This window comes from Sphingomonas sp., from assembly GCF_017745215.1.
GTDB lineage: Bacteria > Pseudomonadota > Alphaproteobacteria > Sphingomonadales > Sphingomonadaceae > Sphingomonas.
This window is the reverse complement of record NZ_JAGHZV010000004.1, coordinates 38,879-55,193: the sequence shown is the minus strand read 5'-3', so window position 1 is coordinate 55,193 and position 16,315 is coordinate 38,879. Positions and strand designations below refer to the sequence as shown.

Genomic DNA, 16,315 nt, shown 5'->3' with positions numbered 1-16,315 from the left:
GCTTATTGCCGGAAAGCCGCGGCGCCGGGAGCGACTTTTAGGCCATTACGGCGCCATCGCTCCGGAGGGCGGTGGTCAGGCCTGCTGGGCCGCGGCTTCGGTCAGCTCGACGCGGTTGGGGTAGAAGGCGAGGTGGCCGGCGATGTCGGCGACTGCGTCATAGGGCTGCTCATAGGTCCACACCGCATTGTCGCCCGCCTCGCCGAGCGCGGGGAGGCTGAAATAGCCGGCCCAGCCCTTGTAGGGGCAGTAGGTGGCGTGGTCGCTGGCGCCGAGCTGCACCATGTCGACGTCCTCGCGCGGGATATAGTGGACCGGCGGATAGCTGGCCTCGCGCAGCGTCAGCGAACGGGTCGTGTCGGCGATGACGCGCTCGCCGAGGCGGACGATGATCCGGTTGGCGTTGCGATCGACCGTGATGGGATGGTCGGGGCCGGGCGTGAGGACGGGGCGAGTGGACACGGGGAAGTCTCCTTCGCCCGCCCATATGGGAGCGCGAAGGAGCGTTGGGGAGGGATGCCGCGACTTACTTCTTCGTCATCCCGGCGAAAGCCGGGATGACGATTCAAGTGGGCTGGGTTCCCACCCTAAAGATCGAATTCCACCCCCTGGGCGAGCGGCAGGCTCCGCCCGTAGTTCACGTTCTGGGTCTGGCGGCGCATGTACGCCTTCCACGCATCCGATCCCGACTCGCGGCCGCCGCCGGTCTCCTTCTCGCCGCCGAACGCGCCGCCGATCTCGGCGCCGCTGGTGCCCATGTTGACGTTGGCGATGCCGCAGTCCGAGCCGGTGGCGGAGAGGAAGGCTTCGGCCTCGCGCAGGTCGTTGGTGAGGATCGACGAGGACAGCCCCTGCGGCACGTCGCGCTGGAGGCGGATCGCCTCGGCGAAATCGGTGTAGCGCAGCACGTAGAGGATCGGCGCGAAGGTCTCCTCGCGGACGAGGTCGGACTGGGCGGGCATCTCGACGAGCGCGGGCTCGACATAGCCTCCCTCGAGCCAGGCCCCGCCGGTGACGGTGGCGCGTTCGGTACGGGCGCGATCGAGCGCGTGGCGCATCGCGAACATCGCATCCTCGTCGATCAGCGGTCCGATCAGCGTCGCGGGGTCGCGCGGGTCGCCGATGCGCAGCGACGCGAACGCCTTCCTCAGCCGCGGGAGCAGTGCCTCATAGACCGAGTCATGGACGATCAGCCGGCGCGTCGTGGTGCAGCGCTGGCCGGTGGTGCCTGCCGCGCCGAAGGCGATCGCGCGGACCGCAAGGTCGAGGTCGGCCGAAGGGCAGACGATCGTCGCGGCGTTGCCGCCGAGCTCGAGCAGGCTGCGCCCGAGCCGCGCCGCGACGGTCTGGGCGACCGCGCGGCCCATCGCCACGCTGCCCGTCGCCGAGACGAGCGGGATGCGCGGGTCGGCCGCGAGCGCCGCGCCGGTCTCGCGCCCGCCGGTGACGAGCTGGGCGAGCGCCGCGGGTGCGTCGAACTCGGCGGCGACGCGGTCGAACACCGCCTGGACCGCATGCGCGGTGACGGGGGTCTTCTCGCTCGGCTTCCACAGCACCGAATCGCCGCAGACCAGCGCGACGCACGCGTTCCACGCCCAGACCGCGACCGGGAAGTTGAACGCGCTGATCACCGCGACGGGGCCGAGCGGATGCCAGAGCTCACGCATGTGGTGCTCGGGGCGCTCGCTCGCGATGGTGAGGCCGTAGAGCTGGCGCGAGAGGCCGACCGCGAACTCGCAGATGTCGATCATCTCTTGCACTTCGCCGATGCCTTCGCTGAGCGGCTTGCCGGTCTCGATCGTGACGAGCCGGCCGAGCGGCTCGCGGTGCGTGCGCAGCGCTTCGCCGAAGCGGCGGACGAGCTGGCCGCGGACGGGAGCGGGGACCCGGCGCCAGGCCTCGAAGGCCGTGACCGAGCGCGCGATGGCGGCGTCGACGTCGGTCGTGTCAGGGACTGCGGGCATCGCGCTGCCGTCGATCGGCGAGGGGCGACCGGTGGCGGGCAGCGGGCAACCGAGGTCGACGAGGATCTGCGCGGCTTCGGTGCCGGCGGGGGGAAGTTGGGTCATGAGGGTCAAGTGGCGGATGATCGCCCCACAGACAACTCCTCGCGGTTGAGAGATATAAATCCCGCGGTTTCGACGCTAGGTTCGGCCCATGAACCTGCCCCAACCTTCCCCCGCTGCCCAGCGCATCGCGCGGCTGGTGCTCGTCGGCGCGCTGTTGCTGCTTGGCCTGTGGGTCGTCCGCGGCTTCCTGCCGGCGCTGCTCTGGGCGGCGGTGATCGCGATCGCGGTCGATCCGCTGCACCTGAAGCTGCGCGAGTGGCTGCACGGCACCCACCGCGTGGTGATCCCGGGTGCGATCACCCTGCTCGCGCTGCTCGTCGTGCTCGCGCCGCTCGGCTTCGGGATCAGCCAGGCGCTGCGCGAGGCGCACGACATTGCGGTGTGGATCACCACCGCGCAGGCGCAGGGCATCCCGGTGCCCGACTGGGTGAACCACCTGCCGACCGGCGCCGATGCCGTGCGCGGCTGGTGGCAGGCGCATCTCGCCACGCCCGAAGGCGCGTCGGAGCAGCTCCGCGCGCTCAGCAGCAGCGAATGGCTCACGCGCTCGCGGACGATCGGGGTGAGCGTGCTCCACCGCGTGGTGACCTTCGGCTTCACGCTGCTCACGCTGTTCTTCGTGCTGCGCGACCGCGATCGTCTGATCGCGCAGGCGCGCGTCGCCGGCGAGCGGCTGTTCGGGCCGACGGGCGAGCGCGTCGGGGTGCAGGCGATCCGATCGGTGCGCGGCACGATCGACGGGCTGGTTCTCGTCGGGCTCGGGGTCGGCGCGCTGATGGCGATCGTCTACCTGCTGGCCGGCGTGCCGCACCCGCTGCTGCTCGGCGCGCTGACCGCGGTGGCGGCGATGATCCCGTTCGGCGCGCCCTTGGTGTTCGCCGTCGCGGCGCTGCTGCTGGTGGTGCAGGGATCGGTGATGGGCGCGATCATCGTGGCGGCGGCGGGCACCGCGATCATCTTCGTCGCCGACCACTTCATCCGCCCCGCGATGATCGGCGGCGCGACGCGGCTGCCGTTCCTGTGGGTGCTGATCGGGATCCTGGGCGGAGTCGAGACGCTGGGACTGCTCGGGCTGTTCATCGGGCCGGCGGTGGCGGCAGTGCTGGTGATGTTGTGGCGCGAGTTCGTGGGGGAGGGGGAGGTCCCTATCGCGATCGACGAGTCCTGATTCTCCCGTCCGTGCAAGGGAGAGGCTGGGGGTGGGTGGGTCTCCACAAACCCTCCGGCTCGCTGAGCGCAACCCACCCCTAACCCCTCCCTTCCAGGGAGGAGAAATCGTGGAGAGGTCGGGCCTCACCGCCCCTTGAACAGCCCTCCGAGCAGCCCGCGCACGAGGCTCGCGCCGATGCCGCGCGAGCTGCCGAACACAGCCTTCGACACCTGGTTCGCCACTTCGCGCGCCGCCGCGTTGCTCGCCGAGCGTGTCGCCTGGGTCACTGCGCGGTTCCACGGATTGTTCGCCGCCTCGCGCTCGGCTTGGCGCTGCGCCTGGGCCTCGAGCCGCGCCTGGCGGTCGGCGTCGCGCTCCGCCGCGATGCGCGCGCGCTCGGCATCCTTGGCAGCCCGGGCGTCCTCCTTGGCCTGCGCCGACGCGGCCTTGTCGGCATCGTCCTTCGCCTGCGCCTCGGCCGCCGCCGCGCTCGCCTCGGCCGCCTTGGCGTGGAGCAGCTCCTCGGCCGATTCGCGATCGATCCGCGCGTCGTATTTCGCGCCGACCGCGTCGGTCTCGATCAGCAGCTTGCGCTCGTCCGCCGTCACCGGGCCGACGCGCGACGCCGGCGGCTTGACCAGCACGCGCTCGACCGGGGCGGGCGCGCCGTCGTCCTGGAGCAGCGAGACCAGCGCCTCGCCGACCTTCAGCTCGGTGATCGCCACCTCGACGTCGACGCCCGGATTGGCGCGGAAGGTCCGGGCGGCGGCCTTGACCGCGGCCTGGTCGCGCGGCGTGAAGGCGCGCAGCGCGTGCTGGACGCGGTTGCCGAGCTGCCCCGCGACGCTGTCGGGCACGTCGATCGGGTTCTGGGTGATGAAATAGACGCCCACCCCCTTCGACCGGATCAGCCGCACGACCTGCTCGATCTTCTCGAGCAGCGCCTTGGGTGCGTCGGCGAACAGCAGATGCGCCTCGTCGAAGAAGAAGGCGAGCACCGGCTTGTCGGGGTCGCCGACCTCGGGAAGGCTCTCGAACAGGTCGGAGAGCAGCCAGAGCAGGAAGGTCGCGTAGAGCCTGGGGCTCGCCATCAGCCTGTCGGCGGCGAGGATGTTGACCACGCCGCGGCCCCTGTCGTCGCTCGCGATGAAGTCCTTCATAGACAGCGCCGGCTCGCCGAAGAAGGCGTCGCCGCCCTGGCTGCGCAGCTGGAGCAGCGAGCGCTGGATCGCGCCCACCGATTGCTTCGAGACGTTGCCATAGGTGGTGGTGAGCTCGTCGGCGCGCTCGGCGCAATGCGCGAGCATCGCCTGGAGATCGTCGAGGTCGAGGAGCAGCAGCCGGTCCTTGTCGGCGACGGTGAAGGCGATGGTGAGCACGCCCTCCTGCACGTCGTTGAGGTCCATCAGCCGCGCGAGCAGCAGCGGGCCCATCTCGCTGACGGTGGTGCGGATCGGATGGCCCTGTGCCCCGAACAAATCCCAGAACTGCACCGGATTGTCGGCATAGGCCCAGCCGGCATAGCCGATCTCGGCGGCGCGCGCGGCGAAGGTCTCGTGGAGCTTGGCGGCGGGCGATCCGGCCATGGCGAGGCCGGAAAGGTCGCCCTTCACGTCGGCGACGAAGCAGGGCACGCCGGCGGCCGAGAGGCTGTCGATGATCCCCTGGACGGTCACGGTCTTGCCCGTGCCGGTGGCGCCGGCGATCAGCCCGTGGCGGTTGGCGCGCCTGAGCACCAGCTCGACGGGCTTGCCGCTTCCCGCGCCCACGAAGATCGTCTCGCCCATTCCCAGTCCTTCCAGCGCCCAATCAATTCAGCCGTCATCCCGGCGAAAGCCGGGATGACGATTCAGGGGGCATCGTCCGATGAGGTGGCGATAGCGGGGATTGGAGCCCACGGAAACGAAAAGGGCGGAAGCTTCCGCTCCCGCCCCTTCGTTGCTTCGCGATTTGGGCCGGATCAGCCGCCGATCTCGACCGGCACATAGGCGCCGAAGTTGCGGCGCTGGATGTAGAGCAGCACCGTTCCCTTGCCGGCGGTCTTGCTCGCCTGCACGGCCTTGGCGAGATCGCCGGCATTGCCGACCGGCGCCTTGTTGGCCGAGACGATCACGTCGCCGCGGCGCAGGCCCTTGCCGGCCGCGTCGCTCGAAGGATCGACGCCGAGCACCACCAGGCCGCTGGTCTTGGGGTCGACGCCGACGCTCTGTGCGATCTGCGGGGTGAGCGGCTGGACCGCGACGCCAAGCGACGCCGCCTGCGCGTCGGGCGCGCCATTGCCGTCGCCCGAGCCGTCGTCGTTCGGGTCGAAGTTGTTCGCGGCGAGCTGCTCCTCGCTCGGCCGCGTGCCGACGGTCACGTTGAGCGTGATCGGCTTGCCGTCGCGGATCACCTGGATCGGCACCTTGGTGCCCGGCGTCACGTTGGCGACGAGATAGGAGAGCGTCTGGTCGGGCGTCACGTCCTTGCCGTTCACCGCAACGATCACGTCGCCCTGCTTCACGCCCGCCTTGTCGGCGGCCTCGCCCGGCTCGACGCGGCTCACCAGCGTGCCGCGGCCCTTGGGCACGCCCAGCGCGTCGGCGATGTCGTCGGTCACGTCCTGCATGCCGACGCCGAGGTAGCCGCGCTTGATCGCGGTGCCCTTCATCAGCTGGTCGATCACCGGCTTGGCCTCTTCGGCGGGGATCGCGAAGCCGATGCCGACGTTGCCGCCGGTCGGCGACAGGATCTGCGAGTTGATGCCGATCACATTGCCGTTGAGATCGAACATCGGGCCGCCCGAATTGCCGCGGTTGATCGAGGCGTCGGTCTGGATGAACCGGTCATAGGCGCCCGATCCGGTGACGCGGTGCACGGCCGAGATGATGCCCGCGGTGACGGTGCCGCCCAGGCCGAAGGGATTGCCGATCGCGACCACCCAGTCGCCGACGCGCGCATTGCCCGAATCGCCGAACTTGACGAACGGCAGGTTGGTCACGCCGTCGATCTTGAGCAGCGCGAGGTCCGACTGGGCGTCGCGGCCGATCAGCTTGGCCTTGAACTCGCGGCCGTCCGCGAGCTTGACCGAGATCGATTCGACCACCGCGCCGCGGTCGCCCGCCGAGATGACGTGGTTGTTGGTGACGACATAGCCGTCCGCCGAGATCACGAAGCCCGAGCCGAGCGATTCGGCCTGGCGCGTCACCGGCTTGCTCGGCGCCTGCTGGCCGAACAGGTCGCCGAACGGCGTGCCCGCGAAGGGGTTGGTCTGCACCTGCACGCGCTGGGTGGTCGAGATGTTGACCACTGCCGGCTGGAGCTTGGCGACCATGTCGGCGAAGCTCATCGGCGCGCCGCCGCGCGGCGCGGCGGCCTGGATCGCGCCGGGCTCGTTCTGCGCGGTCTGCGCGCCGGCGGGCTGGTGGAGGGCGAGCGTGGCGGCAGCGCCGCCGAGGAGAAGCGAGGTGGCTAGGGCATAGGCGTAACGCACGGGATGAAATCCTCTTAGAAACGGGTTTCGCGTCCGGAGGCGAGTTTCGCCCCGGAATGCTGAACGCCAATTGAATATGAACGTCTGGACAGCTTCACCGTTGCCCCCCGTTCATGAACTCCCTGAGATAGCCGTTCTGCGGCGACAGGATGATCTGCGTCGATCCCTTTTGCGGCGTCTGCGCGAGGAAGGTCGTGCGGTACGACTGCATCGCGCGGTAGAAATTGTAGAATTCCGGGTCCTTGCCGAAGCTCGCGGCATAGATTTGCGCGGCCTGCGCCGAGGCGTTGGCGCGGATGATCTGCGCATCCTTCAGCCCCTGCGCCTCGATCGTCGCAGCTTCCTGCTGGCGCGCGGTGCGCATCCGGTCGAGCGCGCTGGTGAGCGGCGATCCGCTCGGCAGGTCGGCATGCTTGATCCGGACGTCGACGATCTCGACGCCGTACTGGCTGGCGAGTCGCTGGAGCGAGGCCTGAATGTCGTCCATCACTTCGCCGCGCTCGGGGCTCAGCAGCATCGACGCGGGGACCTTGGCGAGCTCGTTGCGCAGCGCCGAGCCGAACAGCGGCTCGAGCTGGTCGCGCACGCGATCGACCGTGCCGACGGTCACCACCATCTGGAGCGGATCGACCACGCGGAAGCGCGCATAGGCGTCGACCTCGAGCCGCAACCGGTCGGTGGAGAGCACCGGCTGGTTGGTCAGGTCGACGTCGAGCACCCGCTTGTCGACCCAGACGACGCGATCGACGAACGGGATGTGGAAGATCACGCCCGCGCCGGTGCGGCCATAGACCTCGCCGGGCTTGTAGGCGTTGATCGGCTTGCCGAGCGGCTGCTCGAGCCGGAGGATCACGGCCTGGTGCTGCTCGTCGACGATCGAGAAGCTGCTGATCGCCAGGACCACCAGCAGCAGCGCGGCGCTGACGAGCGCGATCGGATTGCGGAGCCAGCTGGTCACTTGGCGTCTCCCTGGCTGGCGGGCTGGTCGGGCTGCGGATCGGGACGCTTGAGCCCCGGGATCGGCAGATAGGGCGTGACCCCCGGCGCCTCGACGATCACCTTGTCGGACTTCTGGAGCACGGCTTCCATCGTCTCGTAATACATCCGCCGCCGCGTGACTTCGGGGGCGAGCTTGTACTGTTCGTAGAGCTTGTCGAACTCGGCGGCCTGGCCCTGCGCGGCCGCGATCACCTGCTGGGCATAGGCATTGGCGTTGTTCTTGTTCGCCTGCGCGGCCTGCTGCGCGGCGGTCACGGCCTTGAAGGCATCGTCGACCTGCGAGGGCGGACCGGCCTTCTGGATCGCCACGCCCTGGATGCGGATGCCCGAATGATAGTCGTCGAGGATCTGCTGCATCATGATCTGCACGCGCGCTTCGATGCGGCTGCGGCCGTCGCCGATCGCTTCGTTGAGCGTCGAGGTGGCGACCACCGCGCGCATCGCGCTCTCCGCGGTCGCGCGCACCGTCTCCTGCGGATCGGCGATCTGGAAGACGAAGTCGGGCGCGTTCGAGATGTCCCAGCGCACCGAATAAGTGAGGTCGACGATGTTCTGGTCGCTCGTGAGCATCAGATTGTCGCCGCTGTTCTTCGGGAAGGTCTCGGTGTGGATGTTCTGCACATCGACGACGTCGACCGTCATGAACGGCGCGGGCAGCGTGAACTTGAAGCCGGGCGTCAGCGTCGTCGAATAGCGGCCGAACAGGCTCGCCACGCCACGCTCCTGCGGGCCGATGACATGGACCGACGAGAAGATCACCCAGATCAGGACGAGGCCGCCGACCACCGCGGCCCACAGCCGCCAGCCGCTGGGCAGGCCGGGAAGGCCCGGGCCGCCGCCGCCGCGCGCGCGCTTGATGAACTCGTCGAGCGACGCGGCACCGGGGCGCGACTTCTTGCCGTTGGGGGGGAAGTTCCAGGGATTGCGCGGGCCGCCGCCGCCGCCGGATCCGCCTCCCGAGCCGCCGTTGCCGTCGTTCTTGCCGCCATTGCCCCAGGGGCTCTTCGGCGGCTCATTGTGCAGGATGCCGGCTCCGTCGAGCCCGCCCGTCTGTTTTGCCATGCGGCCTTTATAAGTGCGGTTGCGCGGATTTACAGAGGCAGTGCGCGCGATTGTGCCGAAAGCATGTCCCGTTCGGGCGCGGCGGGGTGGCCAGCGCCGGGCCCGCTGCCTATGTGCGGCGCCATGACCGACCGTGAAACCATCCAGGCGGCGATCGCCCCCGTCGCCGCCGGACGCGCGAGTGTCCGCTTTTCGGAAGGGCGCGCGAGCATCGTCCTCGACGTGACCGGCATGCCCGCCGCGGTGCGCGACGCGCTCGAGGCCGACGTCCGCGCCGCGGCGCTCGCGCTGCCGGGCGTGGATGATGTCCGCGTGCTCCAGACCAGCGAGCGCACCCGGCGCCGGCTCATCGCGGTGGCGAGCGGCAAGGGCGGGGTGGGCAAGTCGACCGTCGCCGCCAACCTTGCGATCGCGCTGGCGCGCGGCGGGCTCAAGGTCGGCCTCGTCGATGCCGACATCTACGGCCCCTCGCAGACCAAGCTGCTCGGCGTCGAAGGCGTGAAGCCCAAGGCGGCGGGCGAGAAGATGATCCCGATCGAGACGAAGTTCGGCGTGCCGATGCTGTCGATGGGCGCGCTGGTGAAGGAAGGCCAGGCGATCGCCTGGCGCGGACCGATGGCCGGGAGCGCGCTCGGCCAGCTGGTGGATGCCGACTGGGGCGATGCCGAGGTTCTCGTGCTCGACCTGCCGCCGGGCACTGGCGACGTCCAGCTGACGATGGTCCAGAAGTACAAGCCGGCGGGCGCGGTGATCGTCTCGACGCCGCAGGATCTTGCGCTGATCGACGCGCGGCGCGCGGTCGACCTGTTCGAGCGGACCGAGGTCCCGGTGATCGGCGTCGTCGAGAACATGGCTGGCTATGCTTGCCCGCATTGCGGCGAAGTCTCCGATCCCTTCGGCCGCGGCGGCGCCGAGAGCGCGGCGGCGGCGATGGAGCTGCCCTTCCTCGGCCGCGTGCCGCTCGAGATGGCGATCCGCCAGGCCTCGGACGCCGGCGAGCCGCCCGCGGCCGGCGACGGGCCTGGTGCCGAGGTTTTCCTGCGGCTGGCGGCGCAGGTCATGGGGTGGCTGAAAACGGCGGCCTGAGTTCCTATCTCCAGGGCGAAGAGGAGATGGCGATGACGCTGGAAACCGGTCCCGAGATCAAGGCGCTGCTAGAGCGCGTGCGCACCATCGCGCTGGTCGGCGCGTCCGACCGGCCCGACCGGCCGAGCCATGGCGTGATGCGCATGCTCCAGCGCCACGGCTATCGCGTCATCCCCGTGAACCCCCAGCTCGCCGGCCAGCCGTTGCTCGGCGAGACGGTGGTGGCCGAGCTCAGCGATATCGCCGGGCCGATCGACATGGTCGACATCTTCCGCCGCCCGCTCGCCGCGGGCGAGGCCGTCGACGCCGCGATCGCGGTCGGCGCCAAGGCAGTGTGGCTGCAGATCGGCGTGATCAACCCCGACGCCGCCGCGCGCGCCGAGGCGGCGGGGCTCGACGTGGTGATGGACCGCTGCCCGGCGATCGAGATTCCGCGGCTCGGCGTGGCGCGGATCGCGGCCTGAGGCTGAGTCCGGCCTCGGCCCGCTTGCAAAATAGGATTTGCGGCGCGAGCAGTTGGCACTGCTCTTTCGCATCGTCGATCCCGCCGATCACCCTGCCGAGCCGGCCGCGCGTCTGTTCATGTCGAACGGTGTTTTTCCGTATTGTCGGTGTCAACCGTGTAAACTGTGTTATCTAGACAGCACACCCAATACGGCCTAGCCCTTCTTATAGTCCGGCAGCACGCCGGCCTTCGCCCAATAGGCCTTGAGCCCGAGCTCGCCGACGAGCGTCTCGAAGCGCGGATCGCCGCGCATCGCGGTGGTCGAGGGGTAGAAGAGGAACTGGGTGCGCCGGTTGCCGCGGCGCGTGTAGCTGCGCTGCTCGAGCGTGTAGCGCAGGTCGCCGATCGCGAAGCCGCGGTCGAAATAATAAGCGTCGGCGATCTCGAACGCCGTGTCGAGCCGGCCGAGCGCGCTGGCGAACTGCATCGAATTCTCGGCGAAGCCCGCGCCTTGCTTCGCCAGCGCGAGGTTGGTGGCGATCGCCTTGTCGACGTCGGCCGGCCTGCGGCTGATCATCGCCTCGGCGACCGCTTCGATGCTGGTGAAGTTGCGCTCGGGGATGCCGGTGGGGCGGCCTTCGACGTTGCGGCTCATCGCCAGCGCCTGCTCGGGATGGCCCGAATAGAGCAGCAGATAGAAGCGCGTGAACCACACCGCGAAATGGCTGGGGTAGAGCGAGAAGGCATTCTCCATCGCGCGGTCGGCCTCGTCGAGCCGCTGGGCCGCCCACAATGCCTGCACGCGCGTGTAGACCAGCCCCGGCGTCGGCGGCGCCGATGCGGTCGCGCTGGTGATGAGGTCCGCCGATTCGCGGCAGCGGCCGGTGCTGATCAGCAGCCCGGCGAGCGAGCCCATCAGGATCGGATTGCGCGGATGCACCGCCAGCGCGTCGCGTAGCGCGCGCTCATGCTCGGCCCAGCGGCCGAGCGACGGCATCATCGCGATCCGGGCAAGCCGCGCATAGGCGTTGCCCGGATCGATCGCTTCGGCGCGGGCGATGGCCTCGTTCGCCCGGGTGCGCGAATCGGCGATCGTCTGCGCCGGTCCCGAGGTCGAGGCGCCGGCATAGGCCAGCGCGAGGAAGCCCCAGCCGTCGGCATAGCCCGGCTCGATCTCGACGATGCGGCGGAGCAGCCCGAGCGACTGGCTGGCGCCCTCCGCGGTGCCCTGCTGCGCGGCGACGCTCGCCTGCATCATCAGCGCAGCGACGTCGGCGGGGGGCGTGGTGGGGGGCTGCGGCCGGGTGAGCCGCCGCCAGCCCCACCAGCCGCCCGCGAGCGTGATCGCGGCGCCGCTGCCGATCAGCATCGCGCGGCGATCGCGCCGGAACTGCCGGATCTGGTCGAACGCCGCGGTCTCGGGCGACGCTGCCGTCTCCGGTGAAGCGGCGGGCGCTCCGCCATCGACCACCAGCCGATAGCCGACCTTGGTCACCGTCTCGATCCGGAAGCTGCCCTCGCCGATCCCCTCGGCCGCGCGCCGCAGCCGCGAGATCACCCGGTTGATCGCATCGTCGCCGACCACGCGGCCTTCCCAGCAGCACTCCGAGAGATCGTCGCGGCTGACGATCGTGCCGTTCGCGCGGGCGAGCGCGACGAGCACCTGCATCACGCGCGGCTCGACGATGTCGATCGCGCCGTCGTCGCGCGCCAGCGTGCGCAGCGCCGGGCGCACGTCGATGCGGCCGAGGCGGAAGCCTTCGGCATGCGCGAGATCGATCCGCGCCGCGGTGCTCATGCTGGGCCCATTCCCGCTCAAATCCCTCCGGGACCCTCCTTTATCGGCGAATCATCGGCATTTCATCAGGCGATCATCACTTCCTCATCCTCTCCATCAGGCGGCGTTCGAGCGATCCAATGGCTGTCCGGCACACGCCGTCCACCTCGCCGGAAACGGACACGCAAACGAGCAAGGAGAACCTACCATGACCAAGATGATCGCATCGCTCGCCGCCGTCACTGCGCTCCTCACCGCCGCGCCGGCGCTTGCTACCAACCCGACCGCGGCCTCGGTGACGATCCAGACCGCCGACCTCGACCTCGCCCGCCCCGGCGACGCCGCCCGCCTCGAGCGCCGCATCGCCACCGCGACCGAGAGCGTCTGCGGTTCCTATGCCTCCGCGCGCGACGGCGAGGATTTGCAGATCAAGGCGTGCCGCGCGCAGGTGGCGAGCCAGATCGCCCCCCAGGTCGCCGCGCTGCGGGCAAGGACCCAGCTCGCCAACCGCTGACCCGTTCCGGCCCCGACGGGCGCCGGCGCATGGCCGCCCGAACAGGCTCAACCTTCCCCCGGGGCCGAGGGCTCCGGGGGATTTTTATGGGGCCGGGTTGAAGTCCGATGCTCTTGATCGTCATCCCGGCTTCCACCGGGATGACGGCTGAGGACAGGCGCGAAACCTTACTCCGCTTCCTCGAATACTTCGGCCGCGGTCGCGGCCGTGGCGCTCAGCCGCACCTCGTCGCCTTCCACTTCCGCCACCAGCCCGAGCGGCAGCGAATGGTGGCGCGCGCCTTGGCCGTCCTCGGCCTGGGGGCTGTCGGACTTGGTGAGGATGATCTTGTCGCCCTCGACGCGGTCGACGGTGCCGAGATGCACGCCGTCTGCGCCGATCACGCCCATATGCTCACGGATTGCGCTGCTGTCGGTCATGGCAAGCTCCTCTGCTGGATTCGGACATGGAACGTTTTACCTGCCCGAACGATGCATCGCCGATTGCCCAAACCCCATTCATACGTGAGGATACCCGCATGAAGCCGCTCCGCACTCTCGCCGCCTTCGCTGCGCTGACGCTGCTCGCCGCCTGCGCGCACCGAGCGACCACCCCGGTCCTACCGATCCAGCCCGACGCGCCCGGCTTCCTGCTCGGGCTGTGGCATGGCTTCATCTTCCCGGTCGCCTGGTTCCTGCGCCTGGTGATGCCCGATGTCGCCATCTACGCCGTGCCCAACAACGGCGGCTGGTACGACTTCGGCTTCTTCCTCGGCATCGTCGTGTTCGGCGTCGGCGCCAACCGGAGCCCGAAGGTCGTCTACCGCACGCGCACGATCGACCGCACCCGCGGCACCGTCATCGAGAACGAGGGGTGACGCGCGCGCTCGCGATCCAGGCGACGATCGGCGCGGTCGTCGCGATCTCGGGCGTGGCGATCCTCACGCGCCCGGGCGTGCTCCGCGCCGGCGAGCACGACCCGCGCGGCCATGCGCTCCGGATCATCGGCATGATGCTGTTCGCCGCCGGCTTCATGGGCACCGGCTTTGCAGTGGCGTACGCGCTCGCCGCCTAGAACGCCTCGACCGTCTCCGCCGGCACTTCGCGATCCGGCGTCTTGGTGCCGCCGCCGAAGTAGATCCGGTTGAGCCGTAGCATCGCGTAGCCCGTGCCCGCGATGAACAGCGCCAGCGGGCCGCCGAGCGCGACGGGGTACGGCAGGCCGAGCCAGTGGAGGATGTCCTTCGCGGGGATCACCAGCTCGTGCGCGATGAAGGCGGGGAAGGAGAGCAGCCCCAGCAGCATCAGCACGCGCAGCAGCCGCGGCAGCCACGCCCGCTCGATCAGCGTCAACAGGAAGGTGAAGCCGATCAGCAGCAGCCCGGCGTAGAAGAGGAACAGGTGCGGCCCGCGCGGATGCGCCCAGAAGCCGCCGGTGAACTCGAGGAACACCGCGCCCGCGATCGCGAGCAGGATGCCCGTCTGCACCGCCTGGCCCTTGAGGTCGCGGTTGTCGGGGTTGCTGCGCAGCCAATGACCGATCGCCATGCCGATCCCCACCGCGCCGAGCATCGCCGGCACCGAATAGGGCGAGACCACCATCAGCCGCGCGAGGTTGAGGAAGCCGGTGTAGTGGATCTCGAACCAGTCCTGGCAGCCGAGCAGCAGCGCGATGCCGAGCGCGCCCATCGTCAGGCAGTTGAGGATCGTCCGCGGGGTGAGCCGCACCAGCCGCAGGATCAGCGGAATGAGCGGGATCAGCAGGAAATAGCTGAGCACCACCGAGAAGAAGAGCTGCTCGGGCCAGATGTCGCCGAAGCCGAGCCCGTCGGCCTGGAGCCGCCCCGCGCGCAGCGCGGCGAGCAGCAGCAGCCCCACGCCCAGCACCATCAGGTTGCCGCGCACGCGCTTGCCGATCCGTTCGGGCGAGCGCTCGAACGCGGGCATGTAGAAGTAACTCACGCCGATACCGAACACCATCGCGAAGCCCGGCGTGCCCATCTGCAGCAGCATCTGGCCGACCGGATAGATGTGCCGGCCGACCGAGCCCATCTTCTCGACGAAGAAGTGCCACCAATGGTTCATGATCACCATCAGCACGAGCACGCCGCGCGTCGCGTTGATCGCATCGGCGAGCACCGCGCGGCGGCTGCGCTCGAGCCCTTCCGCGGGCGCCTCGCCGCCGATCAGCGCGGCGATCTGCGCGACGGTGCGGCCCTCGAACATGAGCTGCATCACGTCCTTGGGCATGCCGTGCTGCTCGGCGCGCAGCGCCACGGTGATCGCCGAGAGCGAATCGCCGCCGATGTCGAAGAAGCTGTCGTCGCGCGAGATCGACGAAACGCCGAGCGCTTCGCCCCAGATGCGCGCGATCTCGGCTTCCTTGGCGGTCATCCCCGCGGGGATGGCGGCGGCCGGCGAAGCGGCCGCGGCGGCCTCGGCGACAGGCGCAGGTGCCGCCGCGCGCACGGGCGCCGTCCGCCCTTCGGCGAGCTGCTTGCGCTGGACCTTGCCGGTATCGGTGCGCGGGATCGCGTCGACCTCGATCAGCACCACGTCGGCCGCGGCGAGCCCGAAGCCCGTGCCGGTCGCGCGGGCGTGCTCGCTCAACGGCCCGACCGCGACGCTCGAGAGGTGCGCCACCATCACCACCTGGCCGCGGAGTGCGTCCTCGATCCCCGCCACCGCGACATGCGCGGCATCGGCGCCGACCAGCGCCGCCAGCCGCGCCTCGAACAGCTCGGCGGGCACCTTGATCCCGCCGACGTTGAGCAGATGGTCGTCTCGGCCGAGGAAGTGCAAGAAGCCCTCGGCGTCGACTTCGCCGAGGTCGTTGGTGACGAGCCAGCCCTCGCCGTCGACGATCGGCTCGAGCCCTTCGGGCTTGAGCAGCCCGTCGGCGACGTGCGGCCCGCGGATGCAGATCCGCCCGGCGCCGTCGATCCGCACCTCGGCCGAGCCGGTCGGCCTGCCCACCGTCTCGAGCTGCGCGTCGGTCGCTTCCTGCACGTCGAGGAAGGTGGTGCGCGAGGCCTCGGTCAGGCCATAGTGCATCACGATCCGCGCCGCGGGGAACATCCGGCGGATCGCCTTCTTGTCCTCGGCGCTCATCGGCTGGCTGCCGATCTCGAGCCATTGCAGCTTGCGGCCGGTCTTGCGGCCGATGAGGTCGGGGTTCTGGATCAGCACGCGCAGCAGCGTCGGCACCGCGGAGAGCGCGTTGACTTCGCCCGCGTCGAGCATCGCCGCGAATTCCATCGGATCGAAGCCGCGCGGCGGCAGATAGGCCTCGCCGCCCACCGCCGCGGTCACGCGCGCGCGCGCCAGCCCGAAGGAGTAGGTGACCGGCACCCCGACATATTCGCGGATCGTCGCGTCGATCGCCATCGCTTCGATCAGCCGCTGGGTGACGTCGGCGAGCGCGCGGTGCGAGATCTGCACTGCCTTGGGCGTGCCCGTGGTGCCCGAGCTGAAGCTGACCTGCGCCGGCCCGTCCTCGACGATCGGCGCGAGCGCGCGCTTGAACCAGCCGCCGCCCGCCGCCGGCGTCAGCCGCTCGGCGAACTCATGCTCCTCGGGCGCGCTGCCGCCGGGCTCGACCGGGACGGCCACCCGGCGCTGCTCGTAACAGTCGAAGATCGCATCGAGGTACGCGATCGAGGAGACTTTCTCGATCCCGACAAGACCAACGGCGGCAACGGGCATGCGCGACACTTCCCTTCCAACGGGCCAGCCGCGGCGGACGCCGCGGCCCAAGAGGCAG

The 16,315-nt window shown here is 69.9% G+C and carries 15 protein-coding genes; 6 read left to right on the top strand and 9 right to left on the bottom strand.

Features of this window, described 5'->3' with window-relative positions; all coding sequences use genetic code 11:
- Nucleotides 1-75 precede the first annotated feature (75 nt).
- Together J7495_RS05475 and J7495_RS05470 are read right to left on the bottom strand one after the other, a co-directional pair.
- Nucleotides 76-462, bottom strand: a complete 387-nt coding sequence (locus tag J7495_RS05475; protein ID WP_294055171.1) for a DUF427 domain-containing protein — start codon at nucleotides 460-462, stop codon at nucleotides 76-78.
- 125 nt (nucleotides 463-587) lie between these two features.
- The gene (locus tag J7495_RS05470) at nucleotides 588-2,069 is read right to left on the bottom strand and encodes an aldehyde dehydrogenase family protein (RefSeq protein ID WP_294055170.1); all 1,482 of its coding nucleotides are present in this window, start codon (nucleotides 2,067-2,069) and stop codon (nucleotides 588-590) included.
- Between the two features lie 88 nt (nucleotides 2,070-2,157).
- Between J7495_RS05470 and J7495_RS05465 the strand changes: the two genes are divergently transcribed.
- A complete protein-coding gene (locus tag J7495_RS05465; protein ID WP_294055168.1) occupies nucleotides 2,158-3,237 on the top strand; it encodes an AI-2E family transporter in 1,080 nt (359 codons plus the stop codon).
- 125 nt (nucleotides 3,238-3,362) lie between these two features.
- Here J7495_RS05465 and J7495_RS05460 read toward each other — a convergent pair whose 3' ends face one another.
- The 4 genes from J7495_RS05460 to J7495_RS05445 form a co-directional block, all read right to left on the bottom strand.
- Complete coding sequence (locus J7495_RS05460) at nucleotides 3,363-5,006, bottom strand: helicase HerA-like domain-containing protein (protein ID WP_294055166.1); 1,644 nt, start codon at nucleotides 5,004-5,006, stop codon at nucleotides 3,363-3,365.
- 173 nt (nucleotides 5,007-5,179) lie between these two features.
- Nucleotides 5,180-6,691 (bottom strand): Do family serine endopeptidase, encoded by a 1,512-nt coding sequence (locus J7495_RS05455; RefSeq protein ID WP_294055164.1) that lies wholly within the window; start codon nucleotides 6,689-6,691, stop codon nucleotides 5,180-5,182.
- 94 nt (nucleotides 6,692-6,785) lie between these two features.
- On the bottom strand, nucleotides 6,786-7,649 hold the full coding sequence (locus J7495_RS05450; protein ID WP_294055162.1) for a protease modulator HflC: 864 nt from the start codon (nucleotides 7,647-7,649) through the stop codon (nucleotides 6,786-6,788).
- Nucleotides 7,646-8,752 carry a protease modulator HflK gene (locus tag J7495_RS05445; protein ID WP_294055161.1) on the bottom strand — a complete coding sequence of 369 codons (1,107 nt, stop codon included), beginning with the start codon at nucleotides 8,750-8,752 and terminating at the stop codon, nucleotides 7,646-7,648. Before J7495_RS05445 ends, J7495_RS05450 begins: the two co-directional genes overlap by 4 nt.
- Nucleotides 8,753-8,875: 123 nt before the next feature.
- Here J7495_RS05445 and J7495_RS05440 point away from each other — a divergent pair, with 123 nt between their 5' ends.
- Both J7495_RS05440 and J7495_RS05435 read left to right on the top strand, forming a co-directional pair.
- On the top strand, nucleotides 8,876-9,838 hold the full coding sequence (locus tag J7495_RS05440) for an Mrp/NBP35 family ATP-binding protein (protein ID WP_294055159.1): 963 nt from the start codon (nucleotides 8,876-8,878) through the stop codon (nucleotides 9,836-9,838).
- 32 nt (nucleotides 9,839-9,870) lie between these two features.
- Complete coding sequence (locus J7495_RS05435) at nucleotides 9,871-10,302, top strand: CoA-binding protein (protein ID WP_294055157.1); 432 nt, start codon at nucleotides 9,871-9,873, stop codon at nucleotides 10,300-10,302.
- A gap of 195 nt (nucleotides 10,303-10,497) precedes the next feature.
- Here J7495_RS05435 and J7495_RS05430 read toward each other — a convergent pair whose 3' ends face one another.
- Nucleotides 10,498-12,081, bottom strand: coding sequence for a winged helix-turn-helix domain-containing protein (locus J7495_RS05430; protein ID WP_294055155.1), 1,584 nt, complete (start codon nucleotides 12,079-12,081; stop codon nucleotides 10,498-10,500).
- 187 nt (nucleotides 12,082-12,268) lie between these two features.
- On the opposite strand from J7495_RS05430, the gene J7495_RS05425 reads away from it, so the two are divergent.
- Nucleotides 12,269-12,574 (top strand): UrcA family protein, encoded by a 306-nt coding sequence (locus tag J7495_RS05425; protein WP_294055154.1) that lies wholly within the window; start codon nucleotides 12,269-12,271, stop codon nucleotides 12,572-12,574.
- 167 nt (nucleotides 12,575-12,741) lie between these two features.
- On the opposite strand, the gene J7495_RS05420 is transcribed toward J7495_RS05425, so the two are convergent.
- Nucleotides 12,742-12,993 carry a DUF2171 domain-containing protein gene (locus tag J7495_RS05420; RefSeq protein WP_294055152.1) on the bottom strand — a complete coding sequence of 84 codons (252 nt, stop codon included), beginning with the start codon at nucleotides 12,991-12,993 and terminating at the stop codon, nucleotides 12,742-12,744.
- Nucleotides 12,994-13,091: 98 nt separating this feature from the next.
- Here J7495_RS05420 and J7495_RS05415 point away from each other — a divergent pair, with 98 nt between their 5' ends.
- Complete coding sequence (locus J7495_RS05415; protein WP_294055150.1) at nucleotides 13,092-13,430, top strand: hypothetical protein; 339 nt, start codon at nucleotides 13,092-13,094, stop codon at nucleotides 13,428-13,430.
- Nucleotides 13,427-13,627, top strand: a complete 201-nt coding sequence (locus tag J7495_RS05410; protein WP_294055148.1) for a hypothetical protein — start codon at nucleotides 13,427-13,429, stop codon at nucleotides 13,625-13,627. The genes J7495_RS05415 and J7495_RS05410 overlap by 4 nt, the downstream gene beginning before the upstream one ends.
- On the opposite strand, the gene J7495_RS05405 is transcribed toward J7495_RS05410, so the two are convergent.
- Entirely contained in the window at nucleotides 13,624-16,257 is a 2,634-nt protein-coding gene (locus tag J7495_RS05405; RefSeq protein WP_294055147.1) for an AMP-binding protein, read from the bottom strand. The genes J7495_RS05410 and J7495_RS05405 overlap by 4 nt on opposite strands.
- Nucleotides 16,258-16,315: the final 58 nt, after the last annotated feature.